15 protein-coding genes are annotated in these 18,359 nt (G+C 52.0%); 7 read left to right on the top strand and 8 right to left on the bottom strand.

From position 1 onward, the window contains the following. Positions 1-105 precede the first annotated feature (105 nt). From LG374_RS11235 to LG374_RS11215, 5 genes are read left to right on the top strand one after another with little or no spacing between them, the layout of a single operon-like run. Complete coding sequence (locus LG374_RS11235; RefSeq protein ID WP_225757784.1) at positions 106-1,209, top strand: high-affinity branched-chain amino acid ABC transporter substrate-binding protein; 1,104 nt, start codon at positions 106-108, stop codon at positions 1,207-1,209. A 57-nt stretch (positions 1,210-1,266) separates the two neighbouring features. After that, entirely contained in the window at positions 1,267-2,181 is a 915-nt protein-coding gene (livH, locus tag LG374_RS11230) for a high-affinity branched-chain amino acid ABC transporter permease LivH (RefSeq protein WP_225757783.1), read from the top strand. Beyond that, on the top strand, positions 2,181-3,419 hold the full coding sequence (gene livM, locus LG374_RS11225; RefSeq protein ID WP_225757782.1) for a high-affinity branched-chain amino acid ABC transporter permease LivM: 1,239 nt from the start codon (positions 2,181-2,183) through the stop codon (positions 3,417-3,419). Before livH ends, livM begins: the two co-directional genes overlap by 1 nt. Next, the gene (gene livG, locus LG374_RS11220; RefSeq protein WP_225757781.1) at positions 3,416-4,177 is read left to right on the top strand and encodes a high-affinity branched-chain amino acid ABC transporter ATP-binding protein LivG; all 762 of its coding nucleotides are present in this window, start codon (positions 3,416-3,418) and stop codon (positions 4,175-4,177) included. The genes livM and livG overlap by 4 nt, the downstream gene beginning before the upstream one ends. Then, a complete protein-coding gene (locus LG374_RS11215) occupies positions 4,177-4,878 on the top strand; it encodes an ABC transporter ATP-binding protein (protein WP_225757780.1) in 702 nt (233 codons plus the stop codon). Before livG ends, LG374_RS11215 begins: the two co-directional genes overlap by 1 nt. A gap of 48 nt (positions 4,879-4,926) precedes the next feature. Here the strand turns inward: LG374_RS11215 and LG374_RS11210 are convergent, their stop codons facing one another. The 7 genes from LG374_RS11210 to LG374_RS11180 all read right to left on the bottom strand — a co-directional run bounded on the left by LG374_RS11210 (position 4,927) and on the right by LG374_RS11180 (position 15,400). Further along, the gene (locus LG374_RS11210) at positions 4,927-7,584 is read right to left on the bottom strand and encodes a DEAD/DEAH box helicase (protein WP_225757779.1); all 2,658 of its coding nucleotides are present in this window, start codon (positions 7,582-7,584) and stop codon (positions 4,927-4,929) included. 29 nt (positions 7,585-7,613) lie between these two features. Beyond that, positions 7,614-8,633: a YhcG family protein gene (locus LG374_RS11205; protein WP_225757778.1), complete on the bottom strand. Its 1,020-nt coding sequence runs from the start codon at positions 8,631-8,633 to the stop codon at positions 7,614-7,616. Between the two features lie 38 nt (positions 8,634-8,671). Then, entirely contained in the window at positions 8,672-9,103 is a 432-nt protein-coding gene (locus LG374_RS11200) for a DNA methyltransferase (RefSeq protein ID WP_225757777.1), read from the bottom strand. Positions 9,104-9,427: 324 nt separating this feature from the next. Continuing rightward, positions 9,428-10,567, bottom strand: coding sequence for a hypothetical protein (locus tag LG374_RS11195; RefSeq protein WP_225757776.1), 1,140 nt, complete (start codon positions 10,565-10,567; stop codon positions 9,428-9,430). Positions 10,568-10,575: 8 nt separating this feature from the next. Next, positions 10,576-11,505 (bottom strand): hypothetical protein, encoded by a 930-nt coding sequence (locus tag LG374_RS11190; protein ID WP_225757775.1) that lies wholly within the window; start codon positions 11,503-11,505, stop codon positions 10,576-10,578. 2 nt (positions 11,506-11,507) lie between these two features. After that, positions 11,508-12,518: a nucleoid-associated protein gene (locus LG374_RS11185; RefSeq protein ID WP_225757774.1), complete on the bottom strand. Its 1,011-nt coding sequence runs from the start codon at positions 12,516-12,518 to the stop codon at positions 11,508-11,510. Beyond that, positions 12,518-15,400, bottom strand: coding sequence for an SNF2-related protein (locus LG374_RS11180; protein ID WP_225757773.1), 2,883 nt, complete (start codon positions 15,398-15,400; stop codon positions 12,518-12,520). Before LG374_RS11180 ends, LG374_RS11185 begins: the two co-directional genes overlap by 1 nt. A gap of 518 nt (positions 15,401-15,918) precedes the next feature. On the opposite strand from LG374_RS11180, the gene LG374_RS11175 reads away from it, so the two are divergent. After that, positions 15,919-16,712, top strand: a protein-coding gene (locus tag LG374_RS11175; RefSeq protein WP_225757772.1) for an IS5 family transposase whose coding sequence is annotated in 2 segments (ribosomal slippage) — positions 15,919-16,182 and positions 16,185-16,712 — 792 coding nt in all. Because the reading frame shifts where the segments join, the coding sequence is not laid out codon by codon here. A gap of 133 nt (positions 16,713-16,845) precedes the next feature. Here the strand turns inward: LG374_RS11175 and LG374_RS11170 are convergent. Further along, complete coding sequence (locus LG374_RS11170; RefSeq protein WP_225757771.1) at positions 16,846-17,535, bottom strand: class I SAM-dependent methyltransferase; 690 nt, start codon at positions 17,533-17,535, stop codon at positions 16,846-16,848. A gap of 145 nt (positions 17,536-17,680) precedes the next feature. Between LG374_RS11170 and LG374_RS11165 the strand changes: the two genes are divergently transcribed. Beyond that, a complete protein-coding gene (locus LG374_RS11165) occupies positions 17,681-18,346 on the top strand; it encodes a thiamine diphosphokinase (RefSeq protein ID WP_225757770.1) in 666 nt (221 codons plus the stop codon). Positions 18,347-18,359: the final 13 nt, after the last annotated feature.

The following is an 18,359-nucleotide window of genomic DNA, read 5'->3' as shown; positions in this document are numbered from 1 at the left end:
CCTGCCCCCGGTTTTTCCCTGCTTTTTCGCCCATCCGGCAGCTTGACAAGCCCCGGGGCTTTCTTGAAACTGCCCGCCTTTTCCCCTGAACCCTACGGAGTTGTCATGAAAAAATCCCTGTTAGTCCTCGCTTTGGCTGCAGCCTCTGCCGCCCACGCCGCTGATGACACCATCACCGTCGCGCTCGCCGGTCCCGAAACCGGCCCGGTCACGCAATACGGCACGATTCAGAAGATCGGTGCGGAAGCCGCGATTGATTTCATCAACGCCAACGGCGGCATGAACGGCAAGAAGATTGTCGCCAAATCCTACGACGATGCCTGCGAACCGAAACAGGCGGTCACGGTTGCCAACAAAATCGTCGCCGACGGGGTGAAATTTGTCATCGGCCACCTCTGTTCCGCTTCCACCATGCCTGCCGCCGAGATTTATAACGAGGAAGGCATCGTGATGATTACCGCGGCGTCCACCTCGCCGGAAATGTCGCAGAAGGGTTACACCACCATCCTGCGCACGATTGGTACGGACTTGCAGAGCGCGCCGGTCAGCGCCGCTTATATCGCCGATGTCATCAAGCCGAAGGCTATCGCCCTCTTGCACGACAAGCAGGCTTACGGGCAAGGGCTGGTGGATGCGGTCGCCGCCGACCTGAAAAAACGCGGCATCACTCCGGTCATCATCGAAGGCGTGAACAAGGGGCAAAGTGATTTTTCTGCGCTGATTACCAAGCTGAAGAATGCCAATGTCGATTTCGTCTATTGGGGCGGTTTCCACCCGGAAGCGGGCGCGATTCTGCGTCAGGGTGCGGATCAGGGCTTCAAGCCGGTCTTCATGGGCGCGGACGGTGTTGATAACGCCGATTTGTTCGCCATCGCTGGCGATGCCGCAGAAGGTGTACTCGCGACCGTGCCGATGGATTTTTCTGCCGATCCGAAAAACGCCGCGATTGTTGAAGCCATCAAGGCGAAGAAGCAAGACCCGAACGGCCCGTTCGTCATGCCCGCCTATTCCGCCGTGCAGGTGCTGGCTGAAGCGGCAAACCGCAGCAAGAGCGACGACCCCGACACGGTCGCCAAGGAATTGCGCAAGGGTGAATATGAAACGGCCATCGGCAAGATTGCCTTTGAAGAAAACGGCGATTTGAAGGACTTCCATTCCGTCGTCTATGAATTGCACGCCGACGGGCGCAAGATTCTGAAAAGCCAGTAATTCTCTAATCTTTTGCGGTGCGCCGATGGTGGCGCACCGCTTTTTCGTGTGTTGACTATGTACAATTTTTTGCAACAGATTATTAACGGCCTGACCCTCGGCAGCATTTATGCGCTGATCGCCATCGGCTACACCATGGTGTACGGCATCATCGGCCTGATTAACTTCGCCCACGGCGAGATTTACATGATTGGCGCCTATATCGGCGTGGTGTCCCTGGTCGGTCTGCCGACGTTCGGCCTGCCGCTGACGCTGGTCATCATCCTCGCCCTACTGATTGCGGTGGTGCTTACCGGCGGCTACGGCTTTGCCGTGGAAAAAATCGCCTATAAGCCGCTGCGCAACAGCCCGCGCCTGGTGCCGCTCATCTCCGCCATTGGTATGTCCATCTTCCTGCAAAATTTTGTCGCCCTCGGACAAAGCAACAAAGACATCGCCCTGCAACCGGTGCTGACGGTGCGCTGGACGCTGCTCGCCAGTGCCGACGGTAAAAGCATCAGTCTGTCCGCCTTGCAGGTCATCATCTTTGTGACCACGCTCGCCACCATGATTGGCCTCAACTACTTCATCAAGCGCTCGAAAATGGGCAAAGCCTGCCGCGCCTGCGCCTCCGACATCGGCATGGCCAAACTGCTCGGTATCGACGCTGACAAAATCATCGCCCTGACCTTCGTCATCGGTGCTGCACTCGCCGCGATTGCGGGCGTCCTGGTCGCGCTTTACTACGGCACCATCACCCCGTACATGGGCTTCGTCGCCGGCATGAAAGCCTTCACTGCCGCTGTTCTGGGCGGCATCGGCTCAATCCCCGGCGCCATGCTCGGCGGCTTCATCCTCGGCCTCTCGGAAAGCTTTGCCTCGGCTTACCTCGCCAGCGAATACAAAGACCTGGTCGCCTTTTCCCTGCTGATTGTCGTCCTGCTCATCCGTCCGTCCGGCATCCTCGGCAAACCCGAAGTGGAGAAAGTCTGATGCGCTACCTGCTCTATGCGGTCATTGCCGCTGTACTCACCTGCTTCATCACCCTGCCCATTCTCGGCGTGCATCTGCACCAGAGTGCGCAGGGCCTCAGCCTGAGCGGACAGTGGCAATACAGCGTCTATGCCGCCGTCGTCGTCTTCATCCTGCAACTGCTATTGCCGCTCGCCATCCAGATGAAACACCGCCTGCGCGGCAGCACGCCGCGCCCCGGCGCCTTCCGCCCGGCGGAATTTATCGAAAACCATCGCGGCTGGGTGCTGGCGCTCTTGATCGTGGCTGCCTTCCTCGTCCCCATTTTTGGCTCGCGCGGCGCGGTCAACGTCATGACCCTCGCGCTTATCTACGTCCTGCTCGGCCTCAGCCTGAACATCGTCGTCGGCTACGCGGGACTGCTTGACCTCGGCCACGTCGCCTTCTACGCCATCGGCGCCTATACCTACGCCATCCTCGCCCAGCACGGCTTCGGCTTCTGGACCGTATTACCGCTTGCCGCCCTCATCGCCGGCGCCTTCGGCCTCCTCCTCGGCTTCCCCGTCTTGCGCCTGCGCGGCGACTACCTCGCCATTGTCACCCTTGGCTTCGGCGAAATCATCCGCATCCTGCTCAACAACTGGGACAGCCTCACCAACGGGCCGCAAGGCATCAACAACATCCCCAAACCCGGCTTCTTTCACATCGTCTTCGTCAAAAAAGCCGCTGAAGGCCAGACTGCCTTCCACGAACTCGTCGGCATCCCCTTCAATACCGAACAGCGCGGCATCTACCTCTACCTCATCATCCTCGCCCTCTGCCTGCTCACCCTGTGGGTCATCAACCGCCTGCTGCGCATGCCCATCGGCCGCGCCTGGGAGGCATTGCGGGAAGACGAAATTGCCTGCCGCTCGCTTGGCATCAACACCACCGCCATCAAACTCTCGGCCTTTGCCATCGGCGCCGCCTTTGCCGGACTCGCGGGCGCCTTTTACGCCGCCTTCCAGGGCGGCGTCAGTCCCGAATCCTTCACCTTCTGGGAATCCGCCATCATGCTTGCCATCGTTGTCCTCGGCGGCATGGGCTCGCAGACCGGCGTCATCCTCGCTGCCGTCGCCCTCACCGTCATTCCCGAAATCGCGCGTGAATTTTCCCAATACCGCATGATCATCTTCGGCCTCGTCATGGTGCTGATGATGATCTGGCGACCCCAGGGACTCATCCCCGCGCAACGCCCGAAAATGGAGCTGCCCGAATGAGCCTGCTTACCGTCGAAAACCTGCGTATGCAATTCGGCGGCCTCGTCGCCGTCGATAACGTCAACTTCTCGCTTGGCGAAAAAGAAATCGCCGCCATCATCGGGCCGAACGGCGCTGGCAAGACGACCGTCTTCAACTGCATCAGCGGCTTCTACCGCCCCAGCGCCGGACGCGTTACCCTGGCTGGCGAAGACATCACCGGCCTGCCCAGCCACCACATCGCCCAAAAAGGCCTGACCCGCACCTTCCAGAACATCCGCCTCTTCCGCGACATGACCGTGCTGGAAAACCTGCTCATCGCGCGGCACAACCGCCTGAACACCGGATACCTCAGCGGCATCCTGCACAGCCGGGCCTATCGTGCCAGCGAGCGGGCCGCCAAAGAACGCGCGGCGACCTGGCTCGACACCTTCGAACTGCGCGCCTTTGCCAACCACGAAGCGGGCAGCCTCGCTTACGGCCAGCAACGCCGCCTTGAAATCGCGCGCTGCATGATGACCGAGCCGCGCGTCCTCATCCTCGACGAACCCGCCGCCGGCCTGAACCCGCAAGAAACCGCCGCCCTCGTCACCCTCATCGAAACCCTGCGCGACCGCCACGGCATCAGCGTGCTGCTCATCGAACACGACATGAGCCTCATCATGCGCGTCTCCGAACACATCATGGTGATGGAATACGGCCGCCCCATCGCTTACGGCAGTCCGGACGACATCCGCAACAACCCCGAAGTCGTGCGCGCCTACCTCGGAGAATCCTGATGCTCACCCTCACCGACCTGCACACCCACTACGGCCAGATAGAAGCGCTGAAAGGCGTCTCGCTCAGCGTCGAACAAGGCGAAATCGTCACCCTCATCGGCGCGAATGGCGCGGGCAAATCCACCCTGCTCAACACCATCTGCGGCAGCCCGCGCGCCAGCAGCGGCAAAATCACCTACCTCGGCGCGGACATCACCCACACCCCCACCCACAAAATCAGCAGAAGCGGCATCGCGCTCGTTCCGGAAGGACGCCGCATCTTCCCGGCGCTCACCATCGAAGAAAACCTCGAACTCGGCGGTTTCCACCACAGCAAAGAAGCCAACCAGAAAAACCTCGCCCACATCTACGACCTCTTTCCGCGCCTCAAAGAACGCAGCCGCCAGCGCGCGGGCACACTCTCCGGCGGCGAACAGCAAATGCTTGCCATCGGTCGTGGCCTGATGATGCAGCCGAAAGTCCTGCTGCTGGACGAACCCTCGCTTGGCCTTGCTCCGATCATCATTGCGCAGATCTTCGACATCATCAAAGACATCCGCGCCCAGGGCATCACCATCTTCCTCGTCGAACAAAACGCACACAAAGCGCTGCAAATCGCCGACCGGGGCTACATCCTCGAACTCGGCAAAATCACCCACAGCGACACCGGCGCGAACCTGCTCGGCAGCGACGCCATCCGCAAAGCCTACCTCGGCGGCTGAGACAGGCTGCCGTTGGAGAGCCCAGAATCTATCCCGCTTGGCGGCCACCTAGTCATTCACCACAAAGCGGGAAAAATCCGCCAGTTTTTTCGCTTCGTTGACTTCATCATGCGCAATCAGGAGATAGCGCCACGGTTTGCCGCCGTGTGTCTGGGCGTATGCAGCGGCGTGTTTGCACCATTCGACGGCAGCGGCGCTTTTCGCCCGCACTTCCGGCGTTTCCATATCCGCGCGCGCTTTGATTTCTGCGAGCCAGACAGCATCAGCGGTTTCCACAACGAAATCGGGAATGTATTCGCGGTTTTCCGTGCCGAGCTGGTAATAGATCTGGAATTGTCCTTTGGCGGGTTTGAACCATTTTTCGGCATCGCGTTCCAAAATAACGGCGAAGCGGCGTTCGGTATCGGAATCGAATTTCTGCCGGGGGTACAGGCATTTTTGGAAATTGCCGAATAGCATTTGCCGGATGCGGTTCACGTCTTTCGGCGTTTCCCGCACAGGATGGACGGGCTCACCGGCATTCACGGTGTAATGGCAGGGTTTCAAGGCGCTAAATCCCCGGCTGACTTTCACTTCATAAGCCGTCGCCTTTTCCCAGAAATGCGCCATCATTTGTGCGTGGATATGTTTGGCAATCAGGCGGCGGTTTTTATCGAGCACGTCGAGCGCCTCGTCTGCGGATAGATAGCTGTGCAAATGCGCCACCATTTGTCCGGCCAGGTCATAAAGCAGTTCGGACTGGCTGAAATAATCGATATCGTCAAAATCCATCAGGGCATGGACGATATAGTCTTCAGGGCGATTTTCTTTGATTCCTAATCCGGCAGAGAGGCTGCTTTGCGCGTTGGTATGCAGATTCTGAATTAGGATTTCCCGCTCGCCCGGTAGCAGATGCAGGCCGCTGGTATCGAGGGTGAAGGGATGGAATCCGCTGCTGACTTCACCGCCGGGCTGCACGGTAATGCGCGGGATGTCGATGGTGTTATCGACCAGGATTTGCGTCGCCTGCGCGACGAGAGCGGCAATATCCGGCGGGTCAGCGGGTAATAATTCGCCCTGCGCGGCTTGCAGGCTTTGCTGCACATTCGCGGTGATTTGCGCCTGAATTTCGGGCTTGAGCAAAGCTTGGGATGTCGGCACTTCTTGCGGCCTGTATTCATATTGGCCTATAGCTTCCATTACGGCACGGGCAACCGGTAACGCATCACCCGTCATTGCCCCATCTTTCCCGGTGAGCAGAGTTTCGGCATTGCTGGTGACTTGCACACTGGCTTTATGCTCATTGGTGCCGGGGGCATCGAGGATGATCTGTTTCAGTTGCAAGACGGAATCGCCCCGGTTGGCCTCGTCAATAATTTCCTGAAAGCGGTCATGCGCGACGATACTCAGCAAGTCCACCGCTTCCACACCGGTACGTTTGCCATAAGGCAGGCGCAGGCCGCGCCCGATGGATTGCTCTATCAGGGTGCGGGCATTGGCGGCGCGCAATGGCACGATGGTGTAGAGATTGGTGACGTCCCAGCCTTCTTTGAGCATATTGACGTGAATGACGATTTCCGTCGGCTCGTCGCGGCTTTCCACCGCGAGCAGGCGGGCGACCATTTCCTCCTCGTCCTTGCCGCTCTTGCTTGAATCAACCTGAATCACCTTGCCCGCATAGCGCCCGGCAAAAAACTGCGGCGACTCCAGCAGCGCCTTGAGCTGCGCCGCGTGCGTGGTGTCGCGGGCAATTACCAGCATGAACGGCTTGACCGCTGCGACGCCGTTTTCGCGCGCATAGGTAAGCAGCTCGATTTTGGTCGTTTCATGCAGGCGCACGCCATCTTCCAGCTTGATTTGCTCGATTTCCTCCGGCGAATGCTCGCCCGCCTGGAAATGGCGGCGGGTAGCAACGGCAGGCTCTTTGACAAAACCATCGTCCATTGCCCGCGCCAGCGGATAATCCATGATGACATTGCGGAACGCAACCTGCGCCTTGCCCGCTTCCACGAACGGCGTCGCCGTCAGCTCCAGCCCGAACAACGGCTTGAGTTCGTTAATGGCGCGCATCCCGGCTTGCGCGCGGTAGCGGTGCGACTCATCCATCAGCAGCACCAAATCGGGCAGGTTCGCCAAATGGTTGAAATAACTGTCGCCCAGCACCTCGCGCATCCGCTTGATGCGAGGTTCCTTGCCGCCGCGTACTTCACTGTTAATTTTGGATATATTAAAAACATTGATGCGAATGTCATGCAAAAATCCTTGCGGCAAACTGTCTGTTAATGCCGCACCTTCATTCTCGTAAGTATCACCAGTAATGACGATAGGCCTATTCAGAGAAAATTCACTGATGCCCTTGAATACATATTTCGGTGTATTCGGGGTGAAATCGGCAATTAATTTATTATAGATAGTGAGATTCGGCGCAAGAACAAAGAAATTGCTGATGCCATGCGCCAAATGCAGATAAGCGATGAAAGCGCCCATCAAGCGGGTTTTGCCGACGCCGGTCGCCAGGGCAAAACACAGGGACGGAAATTCCCGCTCGAAATCGCGCAAGTCCGGAAATACCGCTTTGAGTTTTGCCAGCACCGCCGCGACATCCCGCTTTTTCTTCAGCATTTCCGGCGCGGCGGTGAGTGCCTGCCTTAACCGCGCCAGACTTTCCGCCTGCGGCGGGCGCAAGGACAGGCGACCATTAATGTGGTTTTGAATGCTTGTGGTCATGGTTTTATCTCTTTTCTCTTATTCTTTAATTATTGGCTTTCCTGCCAATCCGACAATTCGTTTTCTAACTGTTCGACTGTTGGCAGATTAGTTAGCAAAGGCTCGGGAAGGACGCGCACCAATTCGTATTCTGCAATGCCTATCGGCTTATCGATACCCAATAAGGCATATTCTGCCACCAGGCGGTTTTGTGTTTTACACAGCAGCCGGCCAATAGTCGGATTATCGTCAGGGGCTTTCACCTGCGCATCGATTGCCGCCAAATAAAAATTCAGTTGCCCTGCGTGTTCGGGTTTAAATGCCGTGGCTTTCAGTTCCACCACTACATAGCATTTCAGGCGGATGTGATAAAACAGCAAATCAATAAAAAACTCGTCGCCGTTCACTTCCAGGCGGTATTGTCGCCCGACAAATGCAAAACCACTGCCCAATTCCAGCAGAAAGCGGGCGATATGTTGCACCAGCGCGTTTTCCATTTCCCGCTCTTGCGCATCCTCGCTCAGGCTCAAAAAGTCAAACAAATAAGGATCTTTTAAGGTTTCTTGCGCCAGCGCAGAAGTCGGCGCAGGTAAACGGGCGGCGAAATTGGTTACCGCTTTCCCTTGCCGCTCGTGCAGACCATTTTTGATATGGATTTCCAGCGTGGTACGCGACCAGCTTTCAGCCAGCGCTTTCTCTGCATAGAACAAGCGGGCCTTCGGCGTTTTAATCCGATTAAGTAACAATTGGTTATGCCCCCACGGCAATTGTGCAACAGGCTGTTGCACAATTTCAAAATCTGGCCAGGCCTCTGCAAATGTCCGCATATACATCAGATTACGGGTAGAAAGCCCCTTCATTTCAGGAAACGCCTCGCGCAAATCCCGCCCCAGACGGTCAATCACTTTGCTGCCCCAGCCTTGCGCTGCCTGCCGTTGCAAAATATCCCGCTCGATATGCCAGTAAAGCGATACCAGCTCGGCATTCACCGCCAGTGCTGCCCTCTGCCGTGCGGTCAGCACCCGGTTTTTAATGTCTGCCAGCCATTGCCCATAGTCAGTGGGCATCATCAGGGTTTCCTCTATTAATGTATTTATTTTTGCCCTCACTACCCATTTAATATTTTTATTTTACCACCAGAGCCATCTAAGACTATTTTTTCTTCGACAAAATCTCCTATGCTAAGTAGTATATTTGTATATTTCCAGCTTTTTTCCTCACTCTCCATTTCATCAATAATATAAAATAGATTTTCTTCATTATAAACATCATTAAACTTTTGGAAACTTAATAGATTATCTTTATCTCGAGCATAAATAAGTATATATTCAATATTTTTCTTTAGTCTTTTATCCTCACTTCCGCCAGAGGTGCCTGCTATTTGCTTCATTTTTACACTAACGTGACTAATAAAATTATTCCTACTAAATATTTCATCAATCAACACTTTGCAATAAGCTGCTTTATCCTCATTAAGCTGACAGAAAAACACTCCATCCGTTCTAAGTAATCGGCGTAAAATTTCAAAACGCTCTTTCATTAAAGAAAGCTAAATAGAATGTTCGATCCCATCATTGTAATGTTCAAATACCTGCCCCGTGAATTCCTGCTCCAAAGCTTTAGGTGCGAGCAGGTTATCACCGAAAATCAATCGGTTACCAAACGCTGCCGATTCCGACCGCACTTCGGCATGATACGACTTTATGCGCATCCTCCAGCAAAATCCGAGCTTCCAGCTTCGGGCGTTTGTGTTTGCCTATCCAGGTGAGTTCTAGATTTTTATTTAGTCATTTTTGCTCTCTACAAATAAATCTGGTTATTTTTGTTTTTCCTTGGATAATTTTTCATTACTTTCAAGAAATTATCATTTTTGGTTGCGTCCTTCAATAATTTTTTCATATTCACTTTTTATCAATATTCTAACTTTTTCCAATATATCATTCTCAATATTTTTTTTGATATTGACCGGAGTATCATTTTCAGTTTTAATGCTGATAATTTCAAAAACGAGTTCAGAATTTATATCAAAACCTTTTTTTCTTGTTGACGAAGAACTAAAGAAAAAATTAATTATAACTTGGCCTTTGTTAATACCGAATTCATACTTATATGTTAATGTCATGTCATCAATGAAGTAATATTGATAGTATTTTTCATCAGATATTAGAAATATATTATGTAACCGATCGCCATCTATAGTCATATGCTTTACAGTCTGATTCATCCATGATACCTCTGGATCATTAGGTAATGGCTTTGTTGAAGCTTCTCTGTTAATAACTATTTCATTTACATCTTCTAATATTAAAAATGCTTCCTTCCCAACTGTCAACCTTTTAAAAAATCTCACCCTTTCTATTTCCTCAAAGGAATTAAAAGTGATTTTTGATTCAACATCACTCTTAACAATTCCAGAGTTTTTCAGCTTTTTTGCAATGGCAACACAAATTCTTTGATTTATAGTTTCAGTTTCTTTTGATGTATGGGTAGATAGAAATTCTATTTTAAGATCAATATCTTTCTTTTGTACTAAAATTTCCCCCTCAAAAGAAATTTCTCGTTTTAAAAAATCTTTACTGAAATCTATTCTTTTTATTTCATATCTAATTCTTGCAATATTATTTTTGTCAAATATTGGATTTGGCTTTTTGGTTATCTCAATATTTGGTATGCCTTCAAATAGATTAAAATCTGAAGAAAATAAATTTTTAAGTGGTGTGTTTAAATCAACACCTGAGTCTACTAATTCCAAGCTAGATATTTTATTTTTAGGCTTAGAACTTCTCGAAATTGAGTTATCTATTATTTTTGAATATTGGTCCGATGTTAAAAGCGTTGCTGTAAGTAGCGGTACAGAAATAATCTTATCGCTATTTCCACAAAATATCCCTTTCTCCTTTAACGTAGAACTGATGTCTCCATAGGAAATGTGATTACTATTCAGGAGAATGCGAAGTTCAGTCCCTGAAGGTATCAATCCTTTCAAGTCAATTTGCTTGGTCATATTTACTCCTAAAATAAATCTAATATTGATTCTTTATAAGAAAAAACTCGAATTCTTTCACTTCTTTCCTTGAAAGAAAGATTTACTCTATTGACAATATTACTGTCCTGCGTTGGGTTATAATCAGGAAAGCCAATACAAATCTCATTAACCAATCCTGCCGAAAAGTTTAATGTATAAGCCATCATGTTCTTACAAGTCAATTCATTAAAAACTTCCCGACTATATAGATAGAATTTATTTTTCCCATCAACGTTAACAACAGCAGTAATAATGTCTGATGATATTAGTTCAATAGGTAAAAATTTTCCCTTTCTATCCGAATCAACCAAAATAGATGTTCCAATTTTAGGGTAATAGAATTGATAATTTCCATTTGATTTATTTGACAAATCATTTATAACTCTTAAAAGAAAACTGGCTCTACCACTATCTATTACATAATACGGAGTATCTCCATCTAAACTCGGTTTGGATTTCGCAATAATTGGTAAAATATTTCTATCGATATTGTCTTTGTCATTATGCAGCCAAACTAGAACACCAATGTGCTTTACATTAATCTTTGCTTCATATGATTCAATAAGAGAATTTATTTCCGAGTTATATTGTGCACACTGGATAATTTGTTCCAGCTCTTTAATATCATTATTAAATTTTCTTCTAATAACTGATTCTAAATCAGAGTATCCATCCCAATTATGTTTAACTGAAATATGGGCAACTATTGTGGTTTCATCATGAAATGGATTGTCATATATATAGACAATATCGTCCCCATGACTTTTCTTTTGGTTACCTGAATCGTTTATATGATTACTATTATTGCAGCTGATAGAAATATTTTGAATCTGATGTTCCCAGCCAACCTTCTCTAACAGAGTAGATGCAATTTTTTCCCCGATTTCTCCAGAATTTTTAGAATTTTCACCTGACATATTTACACTCCTTTTCTATTAATATCAATGATAGCTCTTAAACCAAATTCAGTATCTTGTACATCAATAGATGATATTTTCAAGTCCGGCTCTGATAATACAATATTTACGCCTTTAAATATGCTTGTCTTAGATACCACTTCTCTAACTTGCTTTGATAACTTCTGAATTTCAACCGGAAAATCAGTATTAAGTACTAAGCCACGTTTAACACCTATACCATCCACGATAGAATCAAAGTTATTTTTTTTTATAAATGGTCTAGATATCTCTCTTAACTTATTAATGGATAAAACATCTTCATTAGCTAACGCTTCAGAAAAACTTAAATACTCTTGTGGTGAATTTATCTTACTTGATATTACCTTAGTAATAGAACCTAAAATTTGAACATAATTTTTTGTTGTATTTTTAGGAGTGGCTTTTATAAAGCTATCTAGCCAATACTTTGTTTTCTTTCCAAGATTATCTAAGATGAATACCGTATTATCAACCGATAAAACTACTGCTCCTTTTTGGATATGTTCAACAGAAATACCTTTCTTTTCCACAATATTAATTATATGGTGATTATTTTCAATATCTAAATAACTACTTTTTGCTTCAATTCTGAATAATCCAATTGCTTGAATCTCTAAATCATTTATCTTTATTCCATCATACAATATTTCAATAAATTCACCTCCACCAATATTAGGATGCGTTGAAGATATATATAAATGCTTCGCTATAGCAGATGAAGCGGCAACAAATTCATTTTCATTTTTAAATATTAAAGATGAATAATGTTTAATCAAATTCAGGTTAATATCAGACTCATGACTTAATAAATATTCATTCTCACTATTTACAACAGGCGATAAGAAGAATTTAAGTAAAAGATCATCTAAAACTGCGTCATGCTCTGATTCCGCATCAGACAGCATCACTCCCTCATCTCTAAACTTATTTCCCACATAGTGTACTATTAATTTTTTTACTTTCGCCGCATCTAAATCTAACACGGTATTCATCACACTATCTCCGATTCAATAATAAATAACTCTTCCTCTTTCACTTTCTGCTTCATTTGAGCTTCCAGTTGTGCGATCAGTATATTACGTTGTGCATCGATTTCATCCTGTCTGTCAAACAGTTCGCGGCGCTGGCGGCGGCGTTTGTTTTCCAGTTCTTGTTTTTTCTTTTGCCAGTGCAGTTTTTCGTCGAGTGTTACAGCGCTGGCGGCTGTACGGCGGACTTCTTTGATTTCGCGGTCGGTTTCTTTGATGGCTTGTTCGAGGTTTTGTTTGAGGTCGTCTGCCCAGTCGTCCAGTTTTTGTGCTTCCTGGTCGATGTGCGCGAGGTCTTGTTGTTTGAGGGTGGCGAGCAGTGCTGCGCGGCGGCGGTCAAGGTCGTCGTGCAGGGCGGCGTTCTGCCGGGCGGTGGGCGCAGTGTAGTCGTCGCTGCTGCGGGCGGGGATTTTCAGCAGTTTTTCGGGGTCGTCCTCGATGAGCGGGGTGCCGTCCGTGGTGCAGGCGGCGATGAGCAGGTGTTGTTCGCGCTTGCCGAGGGTAGTGATGTCGAGCAGGTGGGCGGTGAGGTAGCCGCTTTGTCCGCGCCAGGGTTCGAGGCTGCTGATTTTGTTGCCGTAGGCGGCGTAGTCGAAGGTGAGGCGCGCGGGTGGGCAGGCGCGCTGTTTGGCCTGTTTGAGTACCCATTGGGCGAGCGGGTGCGTGAGGCGGTAGGTGCGGCTGTTTTTGTCGCCCGCGCTGTATTGTGGCAGGGCGTAGCGGCCAAGCGGGATGCCGCTGTATTCGAGGCCGGCGGGCAGGTGGTGCAGGGTGAAGCCGTGCGCGTGGTGTTTGGCATGGGGGCCGAGTTCGCTGGCGGTGAGTTGCATCAGGGTGCGTTCGCAGGTGCTGCGCGCGTCTTGTGCGGCAATGCCAAGTTTTTTCTGCACGCTTTCGTCGAAGTTTTCCAGCACGGCGCGGCGGGTGTTGAGCATGGCCTGGTTGATTTCATCCGCCAGTTCTTGTTGCAGGGCGGCGAAGGCGGCTTTGATGTCGGCAGGCAGGCGGCAGTGGCGGTAGATGTCGGCAATGCGGCGTTCGATGTCCACACCGCTGCCAATGGCGCCCAGGACTTCGTCGCTGGCGCCGAAGACGCCGCTGAAGAGCTGGAATTTTTGGTCGAGCAGTTCGTAAACGCGGGCGTCGGCTTCGTTGCTGCGGTCAACGAAGTTGACGACGACGACGTCGTGTTTTTGTCCGTAGCGGTGACAGCGGCCTATGCGCTGTTCGATGCGCTGCGGATTCCACGGCAGGTCGTAGTTGATGACGAGCGGGCAGAATTGCAGGTTGATGCCTTCTGCGCCCGCTTCGGTGGCAATCATGATGGTGCCGTTCTCTTTGAAGTGTTCGACGAGGGCGGCGCGGGTGTCGGCGGTTTTGGATCCGGTGATTTTGTCGCTGCCTTCGTGGCGTTTGAGCCAGTTTTTGTAGATTTTTTGTGCCTGGGCGTCGCTGTTGCTGCCGTTGAAGAGGATGATGCCGTCGCCGTTTTCGCCTGCGTAGGCGGTGTTCGCCAGGGTTTCTTGCAGATAGTCCTGGGTGCGGCGGGATTCGGTGAAGATGATGGCTTTGCGCGGCGCGCCCAGTTCGTTGAGTTCTTTGAAGGCTTGTTCCAGCGCTTTCAGCAGGGCGCGGCTTTTTTCGTCTTCGCGGATGTTTTCGGCGAGTTCGCAGTAGCGCCTGAGTTCGTCGGCTTCGCTGGCGATGGCCTGGTATTCGGCAGGGGTGAGGCTGATGCTGTCGTCATCGGCGTCTCCCCATTCTTCGGCGGTTTCATCGAGGTTTTCGTAGTCTTCGTTCAATGCAGCAGCAAGGTCGGGTTTGGCGGCTTTGGCAAGTTCGCCTTGCAGGCGCGCCTGCATGGTGCGCAGTGCCCCGGCGATGGCGCGGCTGCTGGATGCCAGCAGTTTCCACAGAACCAGCGAGATGAGTTGCCGCTGTCCGGCAGGCAGGGCCAGAACGCTGGGACGGTGCAGGTAGTCGGCAACCAGCGCGGCGAGTTCTTTTTCCTGGGCGGACGGGGTGAATTCTTGCACGATAGGGCGGCGCGCGGTGTAGGGGACGTACGGCTGCACCTGGCTGCGCAGGGTGCGTTTGCACAGTGGCAACAGACGACGGCGCAGGTGTTCCAGCGCGCTTTTTTCTGCTTTGCCGCCGTACTGGATGCGGAAGCTGTCGAGGCTGCCGAAGACGCGGTCATCAATGATGCTGACGAGGCCATAGAGTTCGAGCAGGCTGTTTTGCAGCGGGGTGGCAGTGAGCAGGATTTTCGCGCCGACGTGAGCCAACGCGTCTTGCAGGGTTTTGGCGATGATGTTGCCTTTTTTATAGACGTTGCGCAGGCGGTGCGCTTCGTCGAATACGACAAGTTCCCAGGGGATGCGTTTGATATCGGCCGCTTTGGTTTTGGCGAACTGGTAGGAACAGATGATGGGTCCTTCTTGATTCCACGGGTCTTCGCCGGCTTTGCGCAGGGCGGTGTGGTTTTTGTTTTCGAGGATGGTGCTATCCAGGCCGAATTTTTCTTGTATTTCCTGATGCCACTGTTTGCGCAGGTTGGCAGGGGTGATGATAAGAATGCGGCGTTTGCGCTCTGCCCAGTGTTGCAGGATGACCAGCCCGGCTTCGATGGTTTTGCCCAGCCCTACTTCGTCAGCAAGGATGACGCCGCGCTCAAGCGGGTTTTTGCAGGCAAAGAGGGCGGCTTCGACTTGATGCGGGTTGAGGTCAACTTGCGCGTCCAGCAAAGGGCCTGCCAGGGATTCGATGCTGCCGCGTCGTGCCTGACGGGTGAGCAGCCAGGCGTGGTAACGGGCCTGCTGTGGGGTGAGCGGGTATTGAGGCATGGGTCTTCCTGATTTTGGATGCGGTAGGTGCCGTTATAGCACTGTATGCGCTGTCGGGAAAAAGACTCAGCGTCACGCAGAACCGCTGCTTCTTCGCTATGGCAGAGACATAAGTTTTGGATATTGCAATCTACCGAATGGTTGTCTGGTTTCAAGAGGAGTGATAACGATCCACTAGTTGTTTTAACACATAAACGCCCAAAGTCGGCTGCCAGATAGCCGCTTAATACTGACGCTAGAGCAGTGTTTCAACTCACAGCCGCTCGAAGGCGGCTGCCTGAGTGTTATCACGCGGTTTACGCTCTTCTTTCGGTTTCAACTCACAGCCGCTCGAAGGCGGCTGCTCTCTGCCTCAAAATCCGCGAAAAATCAGTTAATTACCAATATCCTTTCGCTAACTCATTCCGACGTCAAAGAGTTTGGAAAGTATAGCGCCCGCTTTTGCGCCATACAGTCCTATAAATAGCCCTATTATTAGAACGTGTTCATTGTCTCAGCCTCTGCTATAAACTATCGGCATGAACAGAAAAACCTACCCAAGCGATATCAGTCGCACGCAATTTGCCTCCCTTCTCCCTCTTTTGGAAAGTGCCCGTAAACGCACAGCACCGCGCAAAGTGGATTTGTACGATGTCTTTTGTGCCATTCTCTACCTCCTACGCAGCGGTTGTGCCTGGCGTGCCTTACCGGGCAATTTTCCCAAATGGCGCACTGTTCATTCCTACTTCCAGAGATGGAGCGAGCCCCGCGAAAACGGCATCAGCCTCCTTGAAGAAGCGTTAAAAAAAATCAGGTGGCAGCAGCACGTCGCAAGCAAGGACGCCATGAAGAAACCACCTTCCTGATTATTGACGCGCAGAGTGTGAGGAACACGGATACCGCCATGGAAAAAGGCTACGATGCGGGCAAGAAGGTTCGCGGTATCAAGCGACATATAGCGGTTGACACGCAGGGTTTGCCGCATGCGCTTGCGGTAACGACGGCGGATGTTACGGATAGAAAAGGCTGCCTGCTAGCCTTGGAACGTGGGCGGAATAATCTTGGTGCGGTACAAAAAGTCCTTGCTGACGGTGGTTACACGGGTAAGGCATTTGCTTCGTCGGTACAGGCGTTGATTGGTGCGGAGGTAGAGATTGCCAAACGAAACGAATTGCACCGTTTTGCAGTATTGCCGAAGCGATGGGTAGTAGAGCGCAGTTTTTCCTGGTTGGAAAAGAACAGGCGGCTTTGGAAAAACTGCGAGCGTAAGTTGAGTACCAGTCTGCAAATGGTAGCTTTGGCTTTCTTGGGAGTCCTGCTACGAAGACTGTGAACACGTTCTAAAAAAGCGTAACAAGGCGCGTCGCCGCAGACAGTACAGATAGTACGGCAGCCTATAAAAATCGTGTAGCGATTTTTATGAGAACCCAGTCAGGCAACGCACGCCGTTACGCTTTTTTAGAGGTTTAGCTATAAATGTCGTAGCGGGTATTGGGGCCATCAATACGATAATCCGGCGCGACGCCCGCCAACGGCGGCGCATGTTGCGGGCGCTTGACGATGACGCGGCGGGTAGCAGCGAGACGGGCGCGGGCGAGAAGCGCTGCATCGTCGCCGTCGTGGCCGATAAGCTGTTGCAGCGCCTGCATATGCTTTTTGACTTTCGCGCTTTTGCGCCGCTCGGGGTACATCGGGTCAAGATATACCGCGTCAAAACCTTGCGGCGGCAGGGCGGTTGCGGCGTCGGCGTGGACAAGCGTCAAACGGGCAGCGATGGCGGCCGTTTTAGGGTTGTCGCGGGCCTCCGCGAGAGCGGCGGCAAGCAGCGTGTGCAGATAGGGATTTTGCTCGTAGAGGGTAAGGGAGAAACCGCGTGAGGCGAGCAGCCAGGCATCTTTGCCCCAGCCGGCAGTAGCGTCTGCCATCTGCGCGCCTGCCATGCCGCGCAGGGTTTTTGGCAGGTTTTCGCTGCCGCTGCGTTTGAGGTAACTGCTGAAATCAAGCGTCAACGGCGGGTGGCGCTGCTCGCGGTCGCAGAGATGGTAGCGGCCATCCCGCCAGTGCAGGTAATAGCCGCCTGCGGCGTCATTGGGGTGATGGATGCGGCAGGCAATGGGCGGCGGGTCGGGCGGATCGCCGAGCAGGTAGAGGGGCATGGTGTTCTGGCAAGGTGGAGTTGCACGGATTGTCAGACGTTTGGCGGATACTGTCAAAATTCCTTCAATTTTTCCGATAGCGTTTTTTGGACTGCCGCCCGCGACGCCAAGCGGGCAAAATAGCGGTTTTTCGGAGGGATACGAGATGAATGTCTGGTTGCTGCTGGCCGGGGAATTTGCCCCGCCGCCGCATCTGCCGCAGGCGGGGGATGTGGTCGTGGCGGTTGATGGCGGGATGCGTCATGCCGCCGCGCTTGGCGTCGTGCCGTCGCTGTGGCTGGGCGATTTCGACAGCAGCGATGCCGCGCTTGCTGCGCAATATGCCGCCGTGCCGCGTCTCGCTTTTCCCGCCGACAAGGACGAAACGGATGCCGAGCTTGCCCTTGCCTACGTTACCAGTCATTACCCGCAGGCGCGCACCGTGCAAATCATCGGTGCAGCGGGCGGCGAGGCGGATCATGCTTTTGCCAACCTGTGGGTGCTGCCGCGCTTTGCCCTGCCAACCTTGCTCTACGGGCGCACGGCGACATACGCCTTCGCGCATGGCCCCGTGTCCTGGGACATACACGGCCAGGCGGGCGACAAGGTGAGCGTCTTCGCGCTGACAGCCATAGAAGGCCTTGCCAACAGCGGCCTGCGCTGGGCAGCGGAAGACCTCCATCTGACGCCGTTTCGTGCCCACGGTGCGCGTAACGAACTCTGCGCTGCGCGTGCCACCATCCGCTGGCAAAGCGGCGCCGGGCTGGTCATCGCCCCCACCGCCGCAAGCGGCACATTACATTCATGTATCATTTCCCCTTCATTCACCTGATAACGCACAACAA

This window comes from Cardiobacterium sp. Marseille-Q4385, assembly GCF_916618745.1.
Taxonomy (GTDB): Bacteria; Pseudomonadota; Gammaproteobacteria; order Cardiobacteriales; family Cardiobacteriaceae; genus Cardiobacterium.
Note: the sequence above shows the minus strand (reverse complement) of the source record. Positions and strands in the feature narration are given on the sequence as shown.